24 protein-coding genes are annotated in these 16,432 nt (G+C 32.4%); 3 read left to right on the top strand and 21 right to left on the bottom strand.

Annotated features, from left to right (window positions below; genetic code table 11):
* Positions 1 to 28: 28 nt before the first annotated feature.
* The 6 genes from lepB to AC0L3Q_RS22445 all read right to left on the bottom strand — a co-directional run bounded on the left by lepB (position 29) and on the right by AC0L3Q_RS22445 (position 4,537).
* The gene (gene lepB / locus AC0L3Q_RS22470) at positions 29 to 706 is read right to left on the bottom strand and encodes a signal peptidase I (RefSeq protein ID WP_473283116.1); all 678 of its coding nucleotides are present in this window, start codon (positions 704 to 706) and stop codon (positions 29 to 31) included.
* Positions 707 to 753: 47 nt separating this feature from the next.
* Positions 754 to 1,404 carry a hypothetical protein gene (locus AC0L3Q_RS22465; RefSeq protein ID WP_473283115.1) on the bottom strand — a complete coding sequence of 217 codons (651 nt, stop codon included), beginning with the start codon at positions 1,402 to 1,404 and terminating at the stop codon, positions 754 to 756.
* A gap of 198 nt (positions 1,405 to 1,602) precedes the next feature.
* On the bottom strand, positions 1,603 to 2,547 hold the full coding sequence (locus AC0L3Q_RS22460; RefSeq protein WP_473283113.1) for a hypothetical protein: 945 nt from the start codon (positions 2,545 to 2,547) through the stop codon (positions 1,603 to 1,605).
* 394 nt (positions 2,548 to 2,941) lie between these two features.
* Positions 2,942 to 3,322 carry a hypothetical protein gene (locus tag AC0L3Q_RS22455; RefSeq protein ID WP_473283111.1) on the bottom strand — a complete coding sequence of 127 codons (381 nt, stop codon included), beginning with the start codon at positions 3,320 to 3,322 and terminating at the stop codon, positions 2,942 to 2,944.
* Positions 3,323 to 3,384: 62 nt separating this feature from the next.
* Positions 3,385 to 3,993 (bottom strand): hypothetical protein, encoded by a 609-nt coding sequence (locus tag AC0L3Q_RS22450; RefSeq protein WP_473283110.1) that lies wholly within the window; start codon positions 3,991 to 3,993, stop codon positions 3,385 to 3,387.
* 52 nt (positions 3,994 to 4,045) lie between these two features.
* Positions 4,046 to 4,537 carry a hypothetical protein gene (locus AC0L3Q_RS22445; protein ID WP_473283108.1) on the bottom strand — a complete coding sequence of 164 codons (492 nt, stop codon included), beginning with the start codon at positions 4,535 to 4,537 and terminating at the stop codon, positions 4,046 to 4,048.
* Between the two features lie 137 nt (positions 4,538 to 4,674).
* Here AC0L3Q_RS22445 and AC0L3Q_RS22440 point away from each other — a divergent pair, with 137 nt between their 5' ends.
* The gene (locus AC0L3Q_RS22440) at positions 4,675 to 5,424 is read left to right on the top strand and encodes a hypothetical protein (RefSeq protein WP_473283106.1); all 750 of its coding nucleotides are present in this window, start codon (positions 4,675 to 4,677) and stop codon (positions 5,422 to 5,424) included.
* 32 nt (positions 5,425 to 5,456) lie between these two features.
* Here AC0L3Q_RS22440 and AC0L3Q_RS22435 read toward each other — a convergent pair whose 3' ends face one another.
* Positions 5,457 to 5,831, bottom strand: coding sequence for a lipocalin-like domain-containing protein (locus AC0L3Q_RS22435; RefSeq protein WP_473283104.1), 375 nt, complete (start codon positions 5,829 to 5,831; stop codon positions 5,457 to 5,459).
* Between the two features lie 195 nt (positions 5,832 to 6,026).
* On the opposite strand from AC0L3Q_RS22435, the gene AC0L3Q_RS22430 reads away from it, so the two are divergent.
* Both AC0L3Q_RS22430 and AC0L3Q_RS22425 read left to right on the top strand, forming a co-directional pair.
* Positions 6,027 to 6,500, top strand: coding sequence for a DUF2178 domain-containing protein (locus tag AC0L3Q_RS22430; RefSeq protein ID WP_473283102.1), 474 nt, complete (start codon positions 6,027 to 6,029; stop codon positions 6,498 to 6,500).
* Complete coding sequence (locus tag AC0L3Q_RS22425) at positions 6,484 to 6,675, top strand: helix-turn-helix transcriptional regulator (protein WP_473283100.1); 192 nt, start codon at positions 6,484 to 6,486, stop codon at positions 6,673 to 6,675. Before AC0L3Q_RS22430 ends, AC0L3Q_RS22425 begins: the two co-directional genes overlap by 17 nt.
* Positions 6,676 to 6,837: 162 nt before the next feature.
* Here AC0L3Q_RS22425 and AC0L3Q_RS22420 read toward each other — a convergent pair whose 3' ends face one another.
* The 14 genes from AC0L3Q_RS22420 to AC0L3Q_RS22355 all read right to left on the bottom strand — a co-directional run bounded on the left by AC0L3Q_RS22420 (position 6,838) and on the right by AC0L3Q_RS22355 (position 15,956).
* Complete coding sequence (locus AC0L3Q_RS22420) at positions 6,838 to 7,458, bottom strand: hypothetical protein (protein ID WP_473283098.1); 621 nt, start codon at positions 7,456 to 7,458, stop codon at positions 6,838 to 6,840.
* A gap of 44 nt (positions 7,459 to 7,502) precedes the next feature.
* Entirely contained in the window at positions 7,503 to 8,030 is a 528-nt protein-coding gene (locus AC0L3Q_RS22415) for a GNAT family N-acetyltransferase (protein ID WP_473283096.1), read from the bottom strand.
* Between the two features lie 172 nt (positions 8,031 to 8,202).
* Positions 8,203 to 8,625 carry a hypothetical protein gene (locus tag AC0L3Q_RS22410; protein ID WP_473283094.1) on the bottom strand — a complete coding sequence of 141 codons (423 nt, stop codon included), beginning with the start codon at positions 8,623 to 8,625 and terminating at the stop codon, positions 8,203 to 8,205.
* A 189-nt stretch (positions 8,626 to 8,814) separates the two neighbouring features.
* Entirely contained in the window at positions 8,815 to 9,288 is a 474-nt protein-coding gene (locus AC0L3Q_RS22405) for a hypothetical protein (RefSeq protein WP_473283092.1), read from the bottom strand.
* A gap of 131 nt (positions 9,289 to 9,419) precedes the next feature.
* Positions 9,420 to 9,899: a barstar family protein gene (locus tag AC0L3Q_RS22400; RefSeq protein ID WP_473283090.1), complete on the bottom strand. Its 480-nt coding sequence runs from the start codon at positions 9,897 to 9,899 to the stop codon at positions 9,420 to 9,422.
* Entirely contained in the window at positions 9,881 to 10,273 is a 393-nt protein-coding gene (locus tag AC0L3Q_RS22395) for a hypothetical protein (RefSeq protein ID WP_473283088.1), read from the bottom strand. Before AC0L3Q_RS22395 ends, AC0L3Q_RS22400 begins: the two co-directional genes overlap by 19 nt.
* Before the next feature lie 23 nt (positions 10,274 to 10,296).
* Positions 10,297 to 10,560, bottom strand: coding sequence for a hypothetical protein (locus AC0L3Q_RS22390; protein ID WP_473283086.1), 264 nt, complete (start codon positions 10,558 to 10,560; stop codon positions 10,297 to 10,299).
* Positions 10,561 to 10,779: 219 nt separating this feature from the next.
* Positions 10,780 to 11,433, bottom strand: coding sequence for a hypothetical protein (locus AC0L3Q_RS22385; RefSeq protein WP_473283084.1), 654 nt, complete (start codon positions 11,431 to 11,433; stop codon positions 10,780 to 10,782).
* Entirely contained in the window at positions 11,430 to 12,266 is an 837-nt protein-coding gene (locus tag AC0L3Q_RS22380; protein WP_473283082.1) for a class I SAM-dependent methyltransferase, read from the bottom strand. Before AC0L3Q_RS22380 ends, AC0L3Q_RS22385 begins: the two co-directional genes overlap by 4 nt.
* Positions 12,267 to 12,272: 6 nt before the next feature.
* Positions 12,273 to 12,716 carry a hypothetical protein gene (locus tag AC0L3Q_RS22375; protein WP_473283080.1) on the bottom strand — a complete coding sequence of 148 codons (444 nt, stop codon included), beginning with the start codon at positions 12,714 to 12,716 and terminating at the stop codon, positions 12,273 to 12,275.
* 198 nt (positions 12,717 to 12,914) lie between these two features.
* The gene (locus AC0L3Q_RS22370) at positions 12,915 to 13,568 is read right to left on the bottom strand and encodes an SH3 domain-containing protein (protein WP_473283078.1); all 654 of its coding nucleotides are present in this window, start codon (positions 13,566 to 13,568) and stop codon (positions 12,915 to 12,917) included.
* 98 nt (positions 13,569 to 13,666) lie between these two features.
* A complete protein-coding gene (locus AC0L3Q_RS22365; RefSeq protein WP_473283076.1) occupies positions 13,667 to 14,368 on the bottom strand; it encodes a hypothetical protein in 702 nt (233 codons plus the stop codon).
* Between the two features lie 152 nt (positions 14,369 to 14,520).
* Positions 14,521 to 15,105: a GrpB family protein gene (locus AC0L3Q_RS22360; protein WP_473283074.1), complete on the bottom strand. Its 585-nt coding sequence runs from the start codon at positions 15,103 to 15,105 to the stop codon at positions 14,521 to 14,523.
* Positions 15,106 to 15,326: 221 nt separating this feature from the next.
* Positions 15,327 to 15,956 (bottom strand): hypothetical protein, encoded by a 630-nt coding sequence (locus tag AC0L3Q_RS22355; RefSeq protein ID WP_473283072.1) that lies wholly within the window; start codon positions 15,954 to 15,956, stop codon positions 15,327 to 15,329.
* Positions 15,957 to 16,432 lie beyond the last annotated feature (476 nt).

The following is a 16,432-nucleotide window of genomic DNA, read 5'->3' as shown; positions in this document are numbered from 1 at the left end:
TTAAACTTTTTTAGTTTTTGTTTCCCATTTACTTCATAATTACTCCAACAATATCTGATTTATTGATAAATCCAATCCTTCTTGAATCTTCAGAGTTGTCTCTATTATCTCCGAGTACAAAAATTTTATCTTTCGGGACGATTAGTGGACCAAAATGGTCTTTATTCCAATTTTGACCAAAGGTTTCACGAATAGAATTATCCGTTTTACCCTTTTGTTCAATTAACCTTTTTGTAGTCAATCCATTTGATTTTGCAAAACTATCTTCAAGAGGAAGCAGTGTTTTGTTTTTGTCTATACTGAGAATATGAGGATTTTCCTTTACATTTTTAGAGTCTTTTATTTTACTTAACTCGTCTGATGTTAGTTCATAATAGTGAACGAGATCCAATCCTTGATCTACATTTTTTCCATTGATAAAAAGAATACCATTTTTAATTTCAATGGTATCATTTTCTATTGCGCAAAGTCTATGAACTCTTATATGTTTACCCAGCACTTCATCTTGATATTGGTAGCAAACAAAATCGCCGTTTTTTGCCGCTATTAAGTTAGTGGCAAACATAAAAGAACCAAGTTTTAAATTAGGCTCATTTGCCAAAGTAGGATTATTATACATGGTAAAAATCCTAGACCAACTTAAAATATGGTACAGAACAAAGAGAGTTCCGGCAATAATTAAAATGGGTTTTAGTTGTTTTTTCATAGTTTGTCTTTAAAATAACAATAAACAATAAGGTTGTTGTAAAACTTTTATTGTACAAATTGTAATTCAGCTTTCTTCCCGTAATCTTTTTCCAAAGCTACGTATGGATTAATGAATTTTAATCCTTTCATTTCATATTCAGACAATTCAAATTCATCGTATCTTTTACCAAATATTCTTTTTGTTAGCTCAAAAGCGGTTTCATAGGTCACTTCGGACTCAATATGATTTTGTATTTCTTCTTCTGTCATATCTTGACGCATTTCGGCTAAATCTTCTTTTGGGATAAGTTGTTGGGTTCTTATAAAAACTTCTTCAGGCAAAGCATTTCCAACGTCTTGATAAATTTCATCTCCAGCTTCTCTTAACCTAATTTTTTTTCCGTTTTGGAATACGCAATAAGAAAGTCCATGACTCACTGATATTTGAATTATTTCAGAATTGGGAAACCTGGCAAGAAATTTTTGTTCTGTTGGACTTTGTTTTGGTTTTGCAAATTGCCAACACAAATCTGCATTCGCAATAATCAAATTACCCTTTTGTATGGTGACATGGGTTTCTCCTATTTCAGGACCAATATTAAAATCTGTTTCTCCAATGTATTTGAAACCTCGAAACCCTAACGATTCCAATAACCCAATATTAACTTCAAGATTTCCTATATTTTTGATAAAAGTAGCAGTTATATTCCAACCCATAAGTTTCTTTTTATGTTTGATAGCTTTTAATCTAGGTGTTCGGGCTAGGAAAAATGTTACCCGAACATCAAAGTAGTCATGAATGGATAGCTAACTTTAATCTTGGCAAATCTCTATCCCACCAAATTTCCTTTTGCTGTCCATAGATCAGATAACAAGAGAAAAGGATGAGATAAGACAGAATTTGATTCATATATCTTATTGTAAAGCACTATTTTTTTCGGCTTCTATTTTTATATGGTTCAAAACTCGTTTGTGTATTTTGTGAACTATAAAATCAGACCAGGTTTTCCAATAAATTTCTGGTGTGATGTTTATTTTGTACCAGGTTGTTCCTTCTAATTCTGTTTGGTTTGCTCCTATTGCAGTAAGTTTAAATTGACCTTTGTGTGATCTGAAATAACCATCCAAATGTGGTGGATGAATTTCCCAAAAAGGATTAAACTCATTCATAGGGATGGGTTGTTCTTTTACATCAAATTGTAATAGGTTTGGGGCATCCCAAGTTGTGATTGGCTCCACAAAACTACCAGTAGTAAAATTACAATATCGTATTGCGCCCACTCCAGTTCCTTGAATCGTGGCGTCTGTTGGATAAGAAATTCCGGTTTTAAATATCCAATCGGTTGGTTCGTCGATTTTATCAAAAGTAACGACGTTTTCCCAGACATTCTCAATATTTGAATTGACGATTACTTTTGTTCTTATAGGAATCAGATTTTCAGGTTCATTGATATAATCAAAACTCATCGAAGAAATACAAATAATAAGCAGTCCGATTGTTGTATTGGTTGGATTTGTCCATTTTCCCATATTTGCTTTATAGCCAACATAAGAACCAAACCAAACCAGCAAAGCGAACAACGGTAAGGACATCGCAATGCAAATCATTCCTTCGATTGCAAAAATCAAAAGCCCTATCAAAACTATTCCAAGGGTTAGAAAACTCAATTTATAGCTTTCTCGTTTTGTAGTTTCAGTCAATCTACCATGGATAAACGCCGGAAGGAATCCTATTATAAAAGGAATGATTAGAAATACCGTCCAACCATATTCTTTAAAAATTCCAATCTCGATAAAGCCCAAAATTGCAGCAACAATTAAAGTAATTAAGATTGAAAATAATTTTGGGTTTTTCTTCATAGTTTGATTTTTGTTCAAATTGCCTACAACGTTTTACGTGTGGCTGTTACCGAATTTCCAGAAAGAAACAATTCAGTAAATCACTAAGGTAGCAAATTTGCAATGAATCCTGTTATTTGTGCTGGATCCTGGTGATGTATATCTTGATGATGATAAAACGAGAATTCAGCCCTTATGGATTATCTATATTTTAATTGTTTAAGGTATTTTTTTATAAAAATCTCCATCCTTCCAGATTCGTTTACCCTTATACTTTCCACAAAAATTATAAATTTCGACAAATTGTTTTTGATAATTTTTATTATGTCGAAAGACTCGTATTTCCCCATTCTCAATTTTAATCCGCTTAAATCTTTTATCCTCAGAAGCGTCCATAGATTGAAGATAAATAGATTTACGTTTCTTCTACTTTTCTTGACTTGTTCATAATTCCTGTGGATAATGTTGATAAGAACAAGATCCCAAGTAGTGGTCCTACCGCCCAAAAAATATTACCCAGAGTTGTAGCAAATGCTACATATAATGTGAGGGTGAAAAATTCTAAGAGATGAACAACCTTAACAGTTGAATTTTTATTTCCTTTTACTTTAAATGATTTCATTACGTACGAAAAGAGTTTGCTAAGAGCGGTAATGATTAGAGATGAGAAAACTAAAATCAAAGCCAATACAGAAACATGTTTTTCTATAAGAGGGGCGTATAACCAATGCAGCAAATATCCTAAAAGAGTCGCACATATGATCAAGACCATTTTTTTGGCCAATTTTTTTATCATTTATCAGGGTTTAAAAGCTATGGTTAGCTTTTGTTTTTGTGTATCAAGTTTAGGTTCAACGTTTAATTATACTTTCGTATGGCTTGTTTAAGGGATTCTGCAACTAACGCCTGAGTTTTTGGATCTTCTGTTTTTGTTTTGCCCAGATTCTTGGAAATTGTATTCAGATCAATTCCGTCGTTGACTGGATTTTCTAATTCTGTTAGAACAAATGGTAGTATTCCTTTTTTCATTGAAACTCGACTTAAAAAGGTAACAAATTTCTTAGGGTTTATCTCCAGCGTTTTAAAAATCAGTTCATTATTAAATTCACTGTATTCCACATTATTAGAGCATTTAGGGCTCATATTCGCAAAGAAAATGACAAAATTTTGATCGGTTAATTCAATATTTTGTTTGATGAGAGAATCAATCTTCGCAAGAGTCTTTATATCACAATTTGATTTTATAGAAAATTGAACTCCAGCAATACTATCGGTTGTTTTTCCGATAATCATTTGAATTTCTTCAATAACACTATCGCTGTATTTCATTTTTTCGTTCAGTTCTTTATGGATTCTCTCCGTTTCCTCTAGTTCTTTTTTAAAGGATACTACTGCTTTTGAATTATTGAAATCAGTTTTACAAGAGAATAGAAAAATGAGTATGCTATAGATTAAAAGTTGTTTCATAATGTGTCATGCAATGATCAAATATAAGGTGTTTACAACTAATTTGTTTATTTTAAAATTTCCACCAATGTTTTTTCGGTTGTATGGGTTGAACGTCACTTTCTATTTTCCAAAAAGCTCCATCCCATTTTTCGTCCGCTTTTTTGTTAGTTACGCTCACTGCATATGGATAAATTCCATCCTCGAGTCCGTTTTGAACTCTTTTTATTAATTTTTGGATAGGCCAGCAACGAGTTCCATCTGCTAAACACACTTCGATATTCACTTCTCCATTCGGATCATTGTCGTCTGTAACCCATTTTGAATCAGGAACATTTTTTATGATGGTTTCTCCTATATAAGCACCTATTGAAAATAATATTCCTCCAAAGTTTTTAGAGAGTCGTCCGCCTTTAATCGGTTGTCCATCTTTAGTGTACTTCTGAATGAATCGATCAATTTCAATTAAACTTCCCATTGAATAGTCTAATTCAATTCCGTCTGATTTAAATGTCTTAACAGTCCAGTCCGATTGCTTTTTTATGTCTTCTAATAATGTTCCCATTTGATTTTTTACTTGTTGATCACGTTTACCATTAGGTGTCGTAATGAGGCAAAAGGTTACCCAAATGTTCTTTAATGATATTAATATAAAAGTAACAAATGCATACTTTGATCGTCTCCCAGTAAATATATGCAAGTATGAAATATCCCTTGATTAAACCCAGATATTACTTCTCTTTATTCAGTGAGATTTTTAATTTTATTAAAAGCCCTACCCTTGAAAAAAATCAAGAAAAATCTACAAAAACCAAAATTTATGATGCTATTGGATTGTATATTTTGAAGTTAGTATTACTTATCCCGGTAGTTTTATTTTTTGCTTTTGTATATGATCCCAAGAATGTACAAAGTATAAGTATGTCAGAACGGTTTTCTCCACTGGTTCTGTTGTTAGTTGGGGGAATCATCTTACCGTTTTTTGAAGAACTGACCTTTAGACTTTCGCTAAGATTCAAGCCTATTTATTTTGTGGTGTCATCCACTGTACTGACCTATTATTTGCTGACCAAATTTGTCTTTTTTACAAAAATTAGTGCCGTAGATGATAGTTTTATGACTCGGGTTGGGCTAGCAATGATAGTGGGATTAGCTCTTTTACCACTAGTGAATATAAAACTGATCAAAGATAAATTGACCAGATTTTGGAGTTCAAATTTTCGGGCTATTTATTACTTGTCCTGTTTGTTTTTTGCCTGGGGACATATCACAAAATACGAATTGAATGTAACCAATGTACTTTTGCTGCCAATTCTTACCTTACCACAGTTAACAAGTGCTTTGATGTATGGATATCTTCGAATTTCTTTTGGATTCAAATACCCACTTCTTTTTCATATGTTTACCAACCTGTTAGCACTAAGTTTGTCTCTATTGCCTTTTTCTGATTGATCCCAAAAACTACATGGTGTTTCCTAGTCTTATCATTCAACTCTAGTCAGTAAGAACTCTCCAAACCCAAGTTTTAAGACCAGTTCACTTTCAGTTAATTTTAAAATTTTGAATTCCCGAGAACTTCCTTCAGCACTAGATATCTTTATAGCGTTTGAGTTGGCATCAAAACTCCAGGTTCCGTTTGCTTTTTGTCCTTTCATAGAAGTGTCGAATTTTCCGTCTGATTTAAAATTAAACTTCCATTTTCCAATCACTTCTGCTTTTATGTATGCTAATCCCTCTTCGTCAATCCCCTCGTTCAGTGCTTCTGTAAACACCCAATTGCCGACAATTAAGTCAGATTCTTGAGCATTAGCATTAAGAGTTATGGATATAAATGCTAATAACAATATTATTTTTTTCATGTGTTTCTTCATTTAATTGGGTGTAACCTTGTTTATGATTTGTTGCAGAAAAAGACAGTAGTCAATTTCCTAGTATTGGCTAAGATAATTAATGTGTATGATTTTCTGAAGTTAAAATCCGAAGCAATTCATACTACGAGTTCCTATATGCAAGTTTGTGTCACCTTAAATTTCTATATAAAACCTTTGACATGTATGTTAGAAATACTTAACTTTGTGTTAGAAATATATAACATTATAAATGCAATTAAAATGAAAATAGGATATAAGACGCTCATTTCTTTTATGGGGACTGTTTTGGGATTGGTTCTTTTGGTGTTGTGGCTATATATGTCCAAAAAACCATTTAACGCTACTGGTTACCTAATTTTTGGACTAAGTTTTAGTATGATAGTAATGGGGTTGTATTTTAAAATTCAAGCCTATAAAAATCAAAGACTAGGTTTGGCCTCTGAGGACGAATTCTCAAAAAGAATCAAAGAGAGAGCTAGTTCTAAAGCTTTTAGCATCTCCTTCTATATATGGCTTAGTATCATTCTTTTTGTTAAGGATATAGAGCCTAAGGCTAAAATAATAATGGGGCTTGGTTTGTTGGTAATGGCACTTGTTTTTCTTCTTCATTGGTTGTATTATTCAAAGGTTGGTATTTCAGATGAAAACAAGGATTAAGGAACTGCGTTTCAAAGAAAATTTAACTCAAGTAGAACTTGCTGAAAAAGTAGGTGTGCGGCGAGAGACTATTGTTTTTCTGGAGAAAGGAAAATACAATCCTTCTTTGAAATTAGCATATGATATTGCCAAGGTATTCCATTTAAAAATTGAAGAAGTTTTTATTTTGGAGTAGCCATTGAATCGGACGACATAGTTTTCTTCAATTTCAAAGTTCACGTTCATAGAATTTATAGAATAACGTAAAATATTCTCTACAATGAGTAGCGAAGTAGGTTAGTAATTAATTTAGCAAGGCTGCCCCTGTACTTGTTGAAAGGTAGGCGAGAACAAACAATTACTGATCCTCATCGCTGTGTGATGTTTTTAATTCTGTTATAGCTTTTTCTAATTTTGTTGATAGTTCTTTTTCTAAACCCAATAAATCGGATGTCATTAATCTTATTGTACCTATCATATCTGCTATTTTCATAGAAGAATTTATACTTATTGCTTTGTTTAAAATAGAATTTGCAAAGCCCAAATACGTGTCCTGGAAATAATAAATATCGGATAATTTTTGAGTGAGTTCTATATCAAATTCTTTTATCAACCCACTAGTTTTAGTACTTTCAAAAGCTGTTTTTTGAAGTCTGGCAAAATTAAACCCGGTCCAACCTTTAATTTCCATATGTTTAAATGTAGCCTCTGTAAAATCTGAATACATTTCTTTTTCACTTAAACTAGGGACTATACTGTCCATCTCGATTTTAATTTTTTCGTGATATGCTATATGGTCTTCAAGTAATTGTTGGTTGAATTCTAATTCTTTGATAATTAAATTTAAAGATCTCTCTTTTTCTTTTTTCGTTTTATTATCCGCATTGATGTTGCTGTAATTCACTCCTAGAAACACCCCAAAAGCAACAATGATAATTTCGACAATGTATTTTAAAATACTTTTTAATGTTTTGTTCATTTTTATTTCTTTGCTGTTTTTTTTGAGTTTTGGACGACTTAATTTCAAAGGGTATATCTAAATCCAAAAACTCCTAAATCTCCTAGCATAAAATCCAATTCTTCGGCCCTTTTAAAACCTAATTTTTCATACATTTTCCAGGCGGTATGCATGGTCTTTGTAGAGTGAATGATAATTTGTTCAAAATTAGAAGCTTCGCTTCTTTTTATACATTCTAAAATCAGTTTCTTTCCTATTCCCATTCCACGAGTTTCGGGGTCTACTGCAAGTAGTCTGAAACCAGAGGCATTTTTTTCATTTTCCAACGATATTGAACCTCCCGAACCATAGTCTTTCAAATCTTTGAAGTAGACTACGGCACCTCCAATTCTTCCTTGTTTTGACACTGCTACAATCAACTCAGTATTGGGATTCTGAGTTAAATCACCAACATTCTTTAATACTTCATAATATTCTGGCTGGTCATCAATTTTTGGAAATCCTTCGAGCGCCGAATACACTTGAACCATTAATTCACCAATATTCTTGAACTCCTTTTCTTTTGCATTTCTAATTGTGAATTCCTGATTCATAGATATTTTTTTGTGTACAGGTAGTATTAATGTATAGATCATTAGAAATTCCATTGGGGGACTTCCTAAAAGTTCCAAGGTAACAAAATTGAAATGAATTTTATTACTAGTGCTGAGTTTACCAAAGTGAGGGGTTCAGTAGCAATGATCTATACACATTGTATTTGTAGTTTTATTTTTTTGTTTCGGGGAAAAAGTGATCAAATTCAATTGTATCTCCATTTAGATCAAACATTTTTTCTTCGAATTGATATTCCAGAAGAGGTCCGTGAACATTTTCTTTACTTTTATTTAGGTCAATTACATAAAATTCCGTTTTCGTGGTATCTACATTCCACTGATTAGGGTAGTAGTTTGGATGGGTTTTCGCAATTATCAGGTTTTCATTACTCCCATAAGCAAATACATAATCAGGAACGACCATTTCCCAAATCCCATTTTCCAGTAAAGAGTCTTTCTTTTTTCCAATAAACTGAAATCCATTGAGGTCTACTTTTTTAAGGTAAAAATCTCCACTAATCCTTTTTTCAAAACTTTTCTGTGTACAGCTTGAAATGCAGATTAATAATGTAATAAGAAGTATTGACTTTTTCATATTGTGGCTAACGCTAAATATATAAATCGGAACAGGGTAAACATACCTGAACCAATTGATATATCTATACATTTTTATTTCTTACTAAACTTATAAAAATTTAGCGCATTTGCAAAAAGGGAACGAACTCCTGATCTAGTATTAAATTGCTCTGATTTTATATATGATGTTGTGGGTAGTACTTATATATTAGCTTCCTTTTGTAAATTCCATAATCCAATTTGTTTCCCATTCATTTTTTAGCTCGTCAAAATAAGCCTGATCCCATTGGGCTGTATTTACAGAATGCTTTTTCCAAGTAAATCTTAATTTATATTCTTTTCCTTGATAATATTCTTTTCCATAAAATACCCCGATTCCATTTTTAAACTCACCAACAACTTGTTCCTTTAGATAGTTTTCTGGATTTGAAGTATCAGCCCAATAAATTGTCCAAATATTTGTTTTAGGATTAACCATTCTAATACTAAATCCGATGAAATCGTCTCCAAAATGAGATGATTTCATCTCATCCATTAAACCCAATCCATTAAGAATTCGTTTTGTTTCCATTTCAGCGGTAAATTCAATCCATTCGTTACTGTTTTTAAGGCGCTCTTTTAATCTTTTATTTAAGACGGTCCATTTTCCTATAAGAAAATCAAAGTTTTGAATTTCTATCATAGTTTGATTTGTGCTTTTACTCATATTCTATTTATTCGATAAGTTTTTTGTATTGTCTACAACGTCTCTTGTATGGTACGTTTGCTTCCCGAAGGGAGCAAATGAACTATACAAATTGTTGTAGGTAGTTTTTATTCAATATTTTCTTTTTCAATTATCAGGTCAACAAATTCCGCATCTCTTAGAAGTCCAATGATAAATTCAAAATCTTCCATTCCGAAAATTTTTTCAAGTGTTTTGGTTCCTATAATTTCAATTATGCAATCTCCTGGAAAACCTGGGCCTTCTGCTTTAATTGCATCATTAAATGCATCAAGGTTTTTCCCGAAATGTTTTGCGGATTCAGAGTCAATTTCGGCAACATATTTGTCCCAAAAGTCCTCTTTGGTTTTACAAAATTCCCCGTTTATGAAAATCTTTCTTTGATGTCTAATTTTTCCATTCTCATCCTCGAAGATACTAACAAACGTATCTTTTCCGTAAGCCATTTTGTCAAATACTTTGGAATAACCATAATTTAGCCACCTTTTGTAAATCAATTTTCCATTGAAGTACAAATAAAGTTCATTATCATCTCTTATTTCCTTCCTTACTACCAAAACTTCCACCATTTATTTTCGTCAGAAACATTTGCAATTTTTGGTTTATTCAACCATTCAATTTCATTTCCGACTTCTCCGTTTTCTATTTCACCAACTTTAAATCCAAGAATTTCCGTTGCGATTTTTTTGAATTCAGTTTTCCATTCCGTCCATTCATTTAATTCCATATTCGCCGAAAATTGAAGTCCACTGGGTTCAACCGATGCTAAAATGAATTTTTCTTCTTCGTTATAGCTAAACCAATATGGAATTCCGTTTTCTCCATTTCCATCTTTTCCAAACCCAATCCAACCATTCATTTTTTCATAAACCAATGGGATCTTATCCCAAATCTCTTTGGGCAAGTCATATCTTATATTCAGATTGCACTCTTGATATTCCATTCGCTAAATTTATTAGTAATGATTTATGGTATTAGTTGAACTATTTGTCCTTTCTTAAAGTTCTCTCTTTTCGATTTGTCTTTTAAATTGATAGCAAAAATATCAAATCTTGGATTTCCTTCGTGATCAAGAGCTCTTGGCATCGATACCCCTTTTAATTCAAACCCTCCAAATGTTGAAGATTCAGTTAATTTAAAATCACCTTTATCTAAAAGTCTAGCTATAATATGTAGACTATGTCTAGTGACTTTTTCGAAAACGTGATCAATTTCAAACTCTAATTTCATTTTTCTCAATTACTACAACGTTTAATATATGTGTTGTAGCAAGACAAGATGTTACCCTGCTTTTCGATTTTCCTGCCCGTCTGGCAGGCGGGTCTGCGCATTGATTTCTAACTTTCACTTTCTGTAAGCATTGCACCTTACTATAAAGTACAAAGACCATTCGATCAAAATTCTAACTGCTTGCCATGATCACATATATCGTGTTGTGAGCAGTATTTGTTATTCACAGTACATAGTTAGTTTGATACTTTTAAGTGCTTTGAAAAATTCTGTTTGAGTGGAATCGGATAAACTATTTCCATAAAAACTCAACTTTGTTTTGCTGGAATTAGGTCCTCCACCTTTTAAGCTGTCAATATAAATTCCACTTGCTCCGAAACCTTTGTTTTTTGGTTTTATAAATTTAGCTTCGAAACAGTCAATACTGTCTATTTTGAATTCGTATTTTAAATAGTCTTTTGCTTGGAAATCAGAAGATGCATAATTTGCTACTACCAAGTGTTTAGTTCCTTTAATTTTTTCTTTTTGTTCAGTTGTGAATTCAGAGTATTCAGATTCTTCAAAAACAAGTATTTCTGGATTTTTAGTCAAATCAGGTGAATACCATCCCAAATCAAAAATCAATGTGTCATTTTTGTCAGTTATCAACCCACTTATGTAACTGTCTATTCCTCTAACCTTATGTTTTTCCCAACTGGAAGGAATGGTTATTTCAAACGCGCCAAAATCAACCGTTTTGTATTCCGATTTTTGACAAGATAAAATCAGAGTTAAAATCAATATTGATAGTGTTTTTCTAATATTGAATACAACGTTTAATGTAAAATACGGTTTAATGCATTTTTGCATAGTGTTGATGTCGGTTTTAATCATCCGGTATTATAAATTATATATGCTAATTTGTCTATTTCAGGACGATATGTTTCTTTATCTTTCTCGTAATTAACTTTTAGTCGTTCTTGATATTCTGTTCTAAAGGATCTCAAAATTTCTTTATCCTTTTCTTCTTGTTTTTTACCTCCATTATTCACGTATTGTCCCCATTGTGGAATCATTGGATTTCCTAAAATCATAGCATAAGCAATACCTGTCTCCTCAAGTTTTTTTCGATACCATTGCTCTGCTTCCATATTAGGAATAAAATAGCCTGATTTAGCAAAAGCATTTTCTATTTCGGTTCTTTTTTCTCCTTGAACGTTCATTGTCGAAACAATAGCAATTCCTCCATTTACTGTAGAACCGAAGAATATCTTAGCTGCTTTTTCTATGTCATTTTTTGGTAAACCCTGTATTGCTTTGCAATTTAGAATGACATCGAATTTATCATTTGAATTCTCAATTCTAAAATCCGCAACTTTTATTTTAGGTTCCAGAAACTTGGTTTGATACTCAACCTCCATTTCATCTAAAATCGGTTGAAGTTTGTCTATTTCTGTGAATGGATTTTTAAGTAATAATTCTTTCTGAAAATTTATTGCCGTTTGTGAAATGTCAGTAGCTAAAACTTCACAATTAAGATAAGAGAACAGCCAAGGAGTCAATTCTAATCCACAACCAGAAATCCAAACTTTCTTATTTACCACTGCTGAAAAATATCTAAGACTATCTTTTATTTCATATTCTTTAATATTTTCTATTACAAATTGATTCGCTTCAAAGTAGTTATTCCATCCTTCTATATCACCCCAATCAGTTGGTATTTCCATTACTTTTTAATTAAGTTTAATTATTTCAGGTTCATTTTCAGATGCAATATTTATTATGTGATTTTGCGTTATAAATGCATAATGCTTAAAATCTCCAGGATAATCAGGAGTGGCATTCATATCCAATTTTATATAATTCAAAAAGTTTGAGTTTGAATATATTCTTAATCGGTTTCCAGAATATTTCACATTTTCAGTTCGTTTGTCAAATCGTTCATCGATTACAGAATAAGAGATATAACTCTCAAATTTTACTTTAAATCGACTACAGTCTAGTTCAGAATTAATTCTACGAGCTGGTCCAATACTAATTCCGTTAATGATTACATCCTCTTCTTTTTCCGAAACAACTCCAATTGTCAGCTCAAATTCAAATGAGTTTTCATTAGGCTCTTTTAATTCGGAAGCAAAAATGTTCTTTTCGTTATTTATTTCTTCGTAGTAATTCATTTTTTAACTTACCTACAACGTTTAATATATGTGTCTCAATAGAGTAAAATGTTACCCTGCTTTTTGATTTTCCTGCCTTGCCAGCAGGTAGGTCTTGCAGTGATTGCTAATTTTTCTTTATTGTGAGTGCTGCCAATGCAAAGTAACTAGGTCATCTCGTTGCTATGATCACATATATCGTGTTGGTAAATCGTTCTTTTATGGTATTAATATTAGTCGCTGTTTCAACTTTTCGCTTCCAAAAACCCAAACTAATAAATAAGCTCCAGCTCCGTCGCTGTTCCATTGATGGACAATGTAATCACTTTTGTTTTTGTTAATAACAACATTGTTGTCACATTCAAATAGATCTTCGTAAAAAACTTGTGCTACATCGATTTCTATTCCGTTCAGTTTAACGTCAATTCGAGTTATTTCCGTTTTTGGTAAGTTTCCATCAGTCCCGTAAATCCTTCGTCCGTTTATTTTGGTTAGCCATTTTCCGTCAAAATTGGAGATTTTATCCTTAACATTAAACTCTTTAAGAATGTATTTAAATGAAAATTCAGTTCCCTTGAAGATTTCCATTTTTTCAATCGGATTCAAGCGGCTTTTATGAATATATCCAATTAGATTGTCTTGTTCATTACAATTCAGGTGATATTTGTTCTTAGGTATATGAACTTTTATCCAATCGCTTTCAGATTCTTCATAGCTAAATACTTCAGAGTCTTTTATTTTGTGTAGAATTTCAGATTTGGAGTCGGGAAGCCTGCGAACGTTGGTAAAACCATCTTTATCTTTTATAACAGCTACTTGTCCAAAAACACATTTACCAAGAAAAAGAATTAATATTAAAGCAAAATTTCTCATTTATTTAGATCATATTCAATGTTTGCCAACGTTCCTTGTATGTTGCGTTTGCTAGCAGAAGGCGGCATATGCAATATACAAATTGTTGTAGAGCGTTTTTATTGTTTTTGCTCGTTGAATTCCATTATTTCCATATGGTAACTTAACGTTTCAAAATATTTTTTTAGAAAGAAGTCTTTGTAATTAACTTTAGGTTTTCTGACGTCAATAGTAATTTGAAAGTCATCAAAATCAAAAGCATTGTATTTATAATATTCCTTTCCATTATATTTTGGATAGCGTTTAATTACTTCCAATGCACTTTTATAGTCAATTGGCTCTGGAATATTAATAAACCCCCAAATATCTGAACCAAATCTTTCCATACTGGTTAGGAAGAAAATTCCTTTTTCCTGCTTTGTTTTTAAATTCAGAGCGCTTAAGTCAAAATTAGTCTTGCTTAAATCTAAATCGTCATGTTTATTAATTAATACCCCAAAAATCATATTATAATATGCACTCAACATTTCTTGATAACTGGTTTGGTCAGCTATTACTTTTTCAATTACTCTTTTGTTGTTAATGGGATTGTCTTGGAACATATTATAATTAAGAGCTCGAATAATAAAAATGTTCTCTAAAGTATTTAAATCAGGTTTGATTAAAAATTTTGTATTGAGAATATCATTATTTGGTCTTATCAACTCTGCAATAAATTCTTTTTCTTCAGTAAGTTCTGATGAGTTTATATTGTCAATTTTTTCAAAAATCGAGTTTTCAATATTGTTTGTCCAATGATATTTGTGATAGGCTTCTGCCAATAAAACTAAATCAGATTCCTTTACTTGTGAGAAACAATTAAAGGTAAATAGAAGTAGTGTTAAATTGATTAGGTTTCTCATTTTTCAAATGCTCCACAACGTTGCGTGTATGAATCGTTGTGACGAAGGCCACTATGATTTTATACACCTTGTTACCTGTAGACTTTTTCTTTGACCATTTTTAATGTCTCGTTGATGAATTCCGTTTTAGCAATTCTATATCCGCTTCGATCATTTTTGAATTCAGATTCTAACTTAATCTTTAAATTTTCATATTTTTTAGCTCGTTCAGGATTGGAAATCAGATAATCTCGGAATTCAATTTGGGTCAGCATAGGGTGTCCTTTTGGGCAAGCGTGAACATGAAAAACTTGCTCATTTGTTCCATCCACATTATACCCTTTCGCAAGAATCATATAGTTGTCATCATTGCCTTCAATTGGTTCTGTTAAACATGTATATCCAATGTCTTCAAAACCTTTTATCATTTGTGGGGCAAATAAAAGTTGCTTAGGAACTTCTATCAAAATATCTATATAAGGTTTTGATTTTATATTGGGAATAGATGAACTTCCAAAATGTTCAATTCTCTCAATGAATTCAATTCCTACATTTTCATTAATCTTTTGCTTTTCAGATTCAAATATATTTTTCCATTCAGGATCATGTTCTGAAAGCTTAATGGGAAAAAGTGAGTCCCAATCTTTTTTTGTAAATTCTTTGATACTTTTTTTCATTCAATAGGTTTGTCTACTGCGTTTACAGGTAATGTTCTGTGTATGGACAGTAGGGCAGATTCGAAGCACATCACTTTCAGTTTACCACTAAGCCAAAACAAACGTTTTTACTTTTATTTTTTTTAACGTCAAAACTTTGTTTTGGCGTTGTCTGCTCAAAGAACAGGACTTTCAATATATCTTTAAATGCCCTATTGGCTATACACCTTGTTACCTGCTTTTTATTTTTTAAAGGTGTCCCAAATCAGCTTTCCGTCAAAGTCTATTTTATATTTTGTCTTAGCAAAGTCCGTTAATAAAATTCCATCACTATCAATTCTGAATTCCTCTTCATTGTCTATTGATACGAAAATGTCTGCGCCACCAAATTCCCATTTTTTATTTCCGTCTTTGTCAAGTTTTGTTACCTGAAGTTCTCCATGCACAATGTAGTCGTCTTGATGTTTAAAAATCTGAAAGCAAGTCGCTTGATCAGCTTGAGTCTTCCATTGTAAGTCAAGGTCAGGAAGTGTCAAACTAAATACTGTGTCGCAGCAACATATTAGCGGTCGGTCATTGTCGATAAGCGAAGAATTTTGATAAACACCTGTTGCACCTCCAGAACCGATAATAATACAGCTTTCAATTATTTGGTCGTCTCTATAAATTTTTATTCCGTGCTTAGATGTCGGGTATTCTTTTGCACCGTCTCCAAAATGACTTTTTGAGTAATTGAAGTTATTGTCTGCCGAACCAAATTTGAAGGTCGGCTCGTCAAGTACTTCAATTGTTAAGTCTGTATATTGGTATCGGTTCATTTTTATCTTCCTAAAATTGCAGGTAACGATTAATGTATGGTTTGTAGCGGACAAGCACACAGTAAATGTTCCGTCACAGCCCAAAGTTAATAAACCAGCGTGAAATTCCGTTAGGAATTTCCGTCGCTATGAACTCATACATCTTGTTATGCACTGGCTTTTTTATTCAGCCGTTACTTTGCAAAGTTGCCAAAGCAAAGCGATGATTGCTTGCGTAACTATTTGCGTTATATTATTCAAATTCCCGCGATCGCTTTGCGACTTTGGGTTTAGCGATTACCATCACAAAATATCGATGGCCTTTATTTCGTCAGATGCTGATCAGCGAGAGACTTTGTATCAGCAAAACCTTTTGCAAAAACACTCAGGTCTTTAACCATTCGCCCGTCCGATTATTCGTCCTGCTTTTCAGATCTTCTAGCTTGTGCATAACGTTTAATATATGTGTCGTAGCAGGGCAAAATGTTACCTTGCTTTTCGATTTTTCTGCGCAGTGATTGCTAACTTTTACTTTCTGCAAGCATTGCGCC

The sequence above is a fragment of the Aquimarina sp. KJ22-3 genome, assembly GCF_055808215.1.
Note: the sequence above shows the minus strand (reverse complement) of the source record. Positions and strands in the feature narration are given on the sequence as shown.

What these genes read in the sequence shown, in the direction of transcription:
- AC0L3Q_RS22380 (WP_473283082.1), bottom strand. Translation starts at nt 12,266, where the DNA reads ATGGAAATACCAACTGATTGGGGTGATATAGAAGGATGGAATAACTAC.
- AC0L3Q_RS22455 (WP_473283111.1), bottom strand. Translation starts at nt 3,322, where the DNA reads ATGATAAAAAAATTGGCCAAAAAAATGGTCTTGATCATATGTGCGACT.
- AC0L3Q_RS22425 (WP_473283100.1), top strand. Translation starts at nt 6,484, where the DNA reads ATGAAAACAAGGATTAAGGAACTGCGTTTCAAAGAAAATTTAACTCAA.
- AC0L3Q_RS22395 (WP_473283088.1), bottom strand. Translation starts at nt 10,273, where the DNA reads ATGGAATATCAAGAGTGCAATCTGAATATAAGATATGACTTGCCCAAA.
- AC0L3Q_RS22430 (WP_473283102.1), top strand. Translation starts at nt 6,027, where the DNA reads ATGTTAGAAATACTTAACTTTGTGTTAGAAATATATAACATTATAAAT.
- AC0L3Q_RS22415 (WP_473283096.1), bottom strand. Translation starts at nt 8,030, where the DNA reads ATGAATCAGGAATTCACAATTAGAAATGCAAAAGAAAAGGAGTTCAAG.
- AC0L3Q_RS22445 (WP_473283108.1), bottom strand. Translation starts at nt 4,537, where the DNA reads ATGGGAACATTATTAGAAGACATAAAAAAGCAATCGGACTGGACTGTT.
- AC0L3Q_RS22450 (WP_473283110.1), bottom strand. Translation starts at nt 3,993, where the DNA reads ATGAAACAACTTTTAATCTATAGCATACTCATTTTTCTATTCTCTTGT.
- AC0L3Q_RS22375 (WP_473283080.1), bottom strand. Translation starts at nt 12,716, where the DNA reads ATGAATTACTACGAAGAAATAAATAACGAAAAGAACATTTTTGCTTCC.
- AC0L3Q_RS22405 (WP_473283092.1), bottom strand. Translation starts at nt 9,288, where the DNA reads ATGATAGAAATTCAAAACTTTGATTTTCTTATAGGAAAATGGACCGTC.
- AC0L3Q_RS22410 (WP_473283094.1), bottom strand. Translation starts at nt 8,625, where the DNA reads ATGAAAAAGTCAATACTTCTTATTACATTATTAATCTGCATTTCAAGC.
- AC0L3Q_RS22400 (WP_473283090.1), bottom strand. Translation starts at nt 9,899, where the DNA reads ATGGTGGAAGTTTTGGTAGTAAGGAAGGAAATAAGAGATGATAATGAA.
- AC0L3Q_RS22460 (WP_473283113.1), bottom strand. Translation starts at nt 2,547, where the DNA reads ATGAAGAAAAACCCAAAATTATTTTCAATCTTAATTACTTTAATTGTT.
- AC0L3Q_RS22360 (WP_473283074.1), bottom strand. Translation starts at nt 15,105, where the DNA reads ATGAAAAAAAGTATCAAAGAATTTACAAAAAAAGATTGGGACTCACTT.
- AC0L3Q_RS22385 (WP_473283084.1), bottom strand. Translation starts at nt 11,433, where the DNA reads ATGATTAAAACCGACATCAACACTATGCAAAAATGCATTAAACCGTAT.
- AC0L3Q_RS22390 (WP_473283086.1), bottom strand. Translation starts at nt 10,560, where the DNA reads ATGAAATTAGAGTTTGAAATTGATCACGTTTTCGAAAAAGTCACTAGA.
- AC0L3Q_RS22440 (WP_473283106.1), top strand. Translation starts at nt 4,675, where the DNA reads ATGAAATATCCCTTGATTAAACCCAGATATTACTTCTCTTTATTCAGT.
- AC0L3Q_RS22370 (WP_473283078.1), bottom strand. Translation starts at nt 13,568, where the DNA reads ATGAGAAATTTTGCTTTAATATTAATTCTTTTTCTTGGTAAATGTGTT.
- AC0L3Q_RS22465 (WP_473283115.1), bottom strand. Translation starts at nt 1,404, where the DNA reads ATGGGTTGGAATATAACTGCTACTTTTATCAAAAATATAGGAAATCTT.
- lepB (WP_473283116.1), bottom strand. Translation starts at nt 706, where the DNA reads ATGAAAAAACAACTAAAACCCATTTTAATTATTGCCGGAACTCTCTTT.
- AC0L3Q_RS22435 (WP_473283104.1), bottom strand. Translation starts at nt 5,831, where the DNA reads ATGAAAAAAATAATATTGTTATTAGCATTTATATCCATAACTCTTAAT.
- AC0L3Q_RS22420 (WP_473283098.1), bottom strand. Translation starts at nt 7,458, where the DNA reads ATGAACAAAACATTAAAAAGTATTTTAAAATACATTGTCGAAATTATC.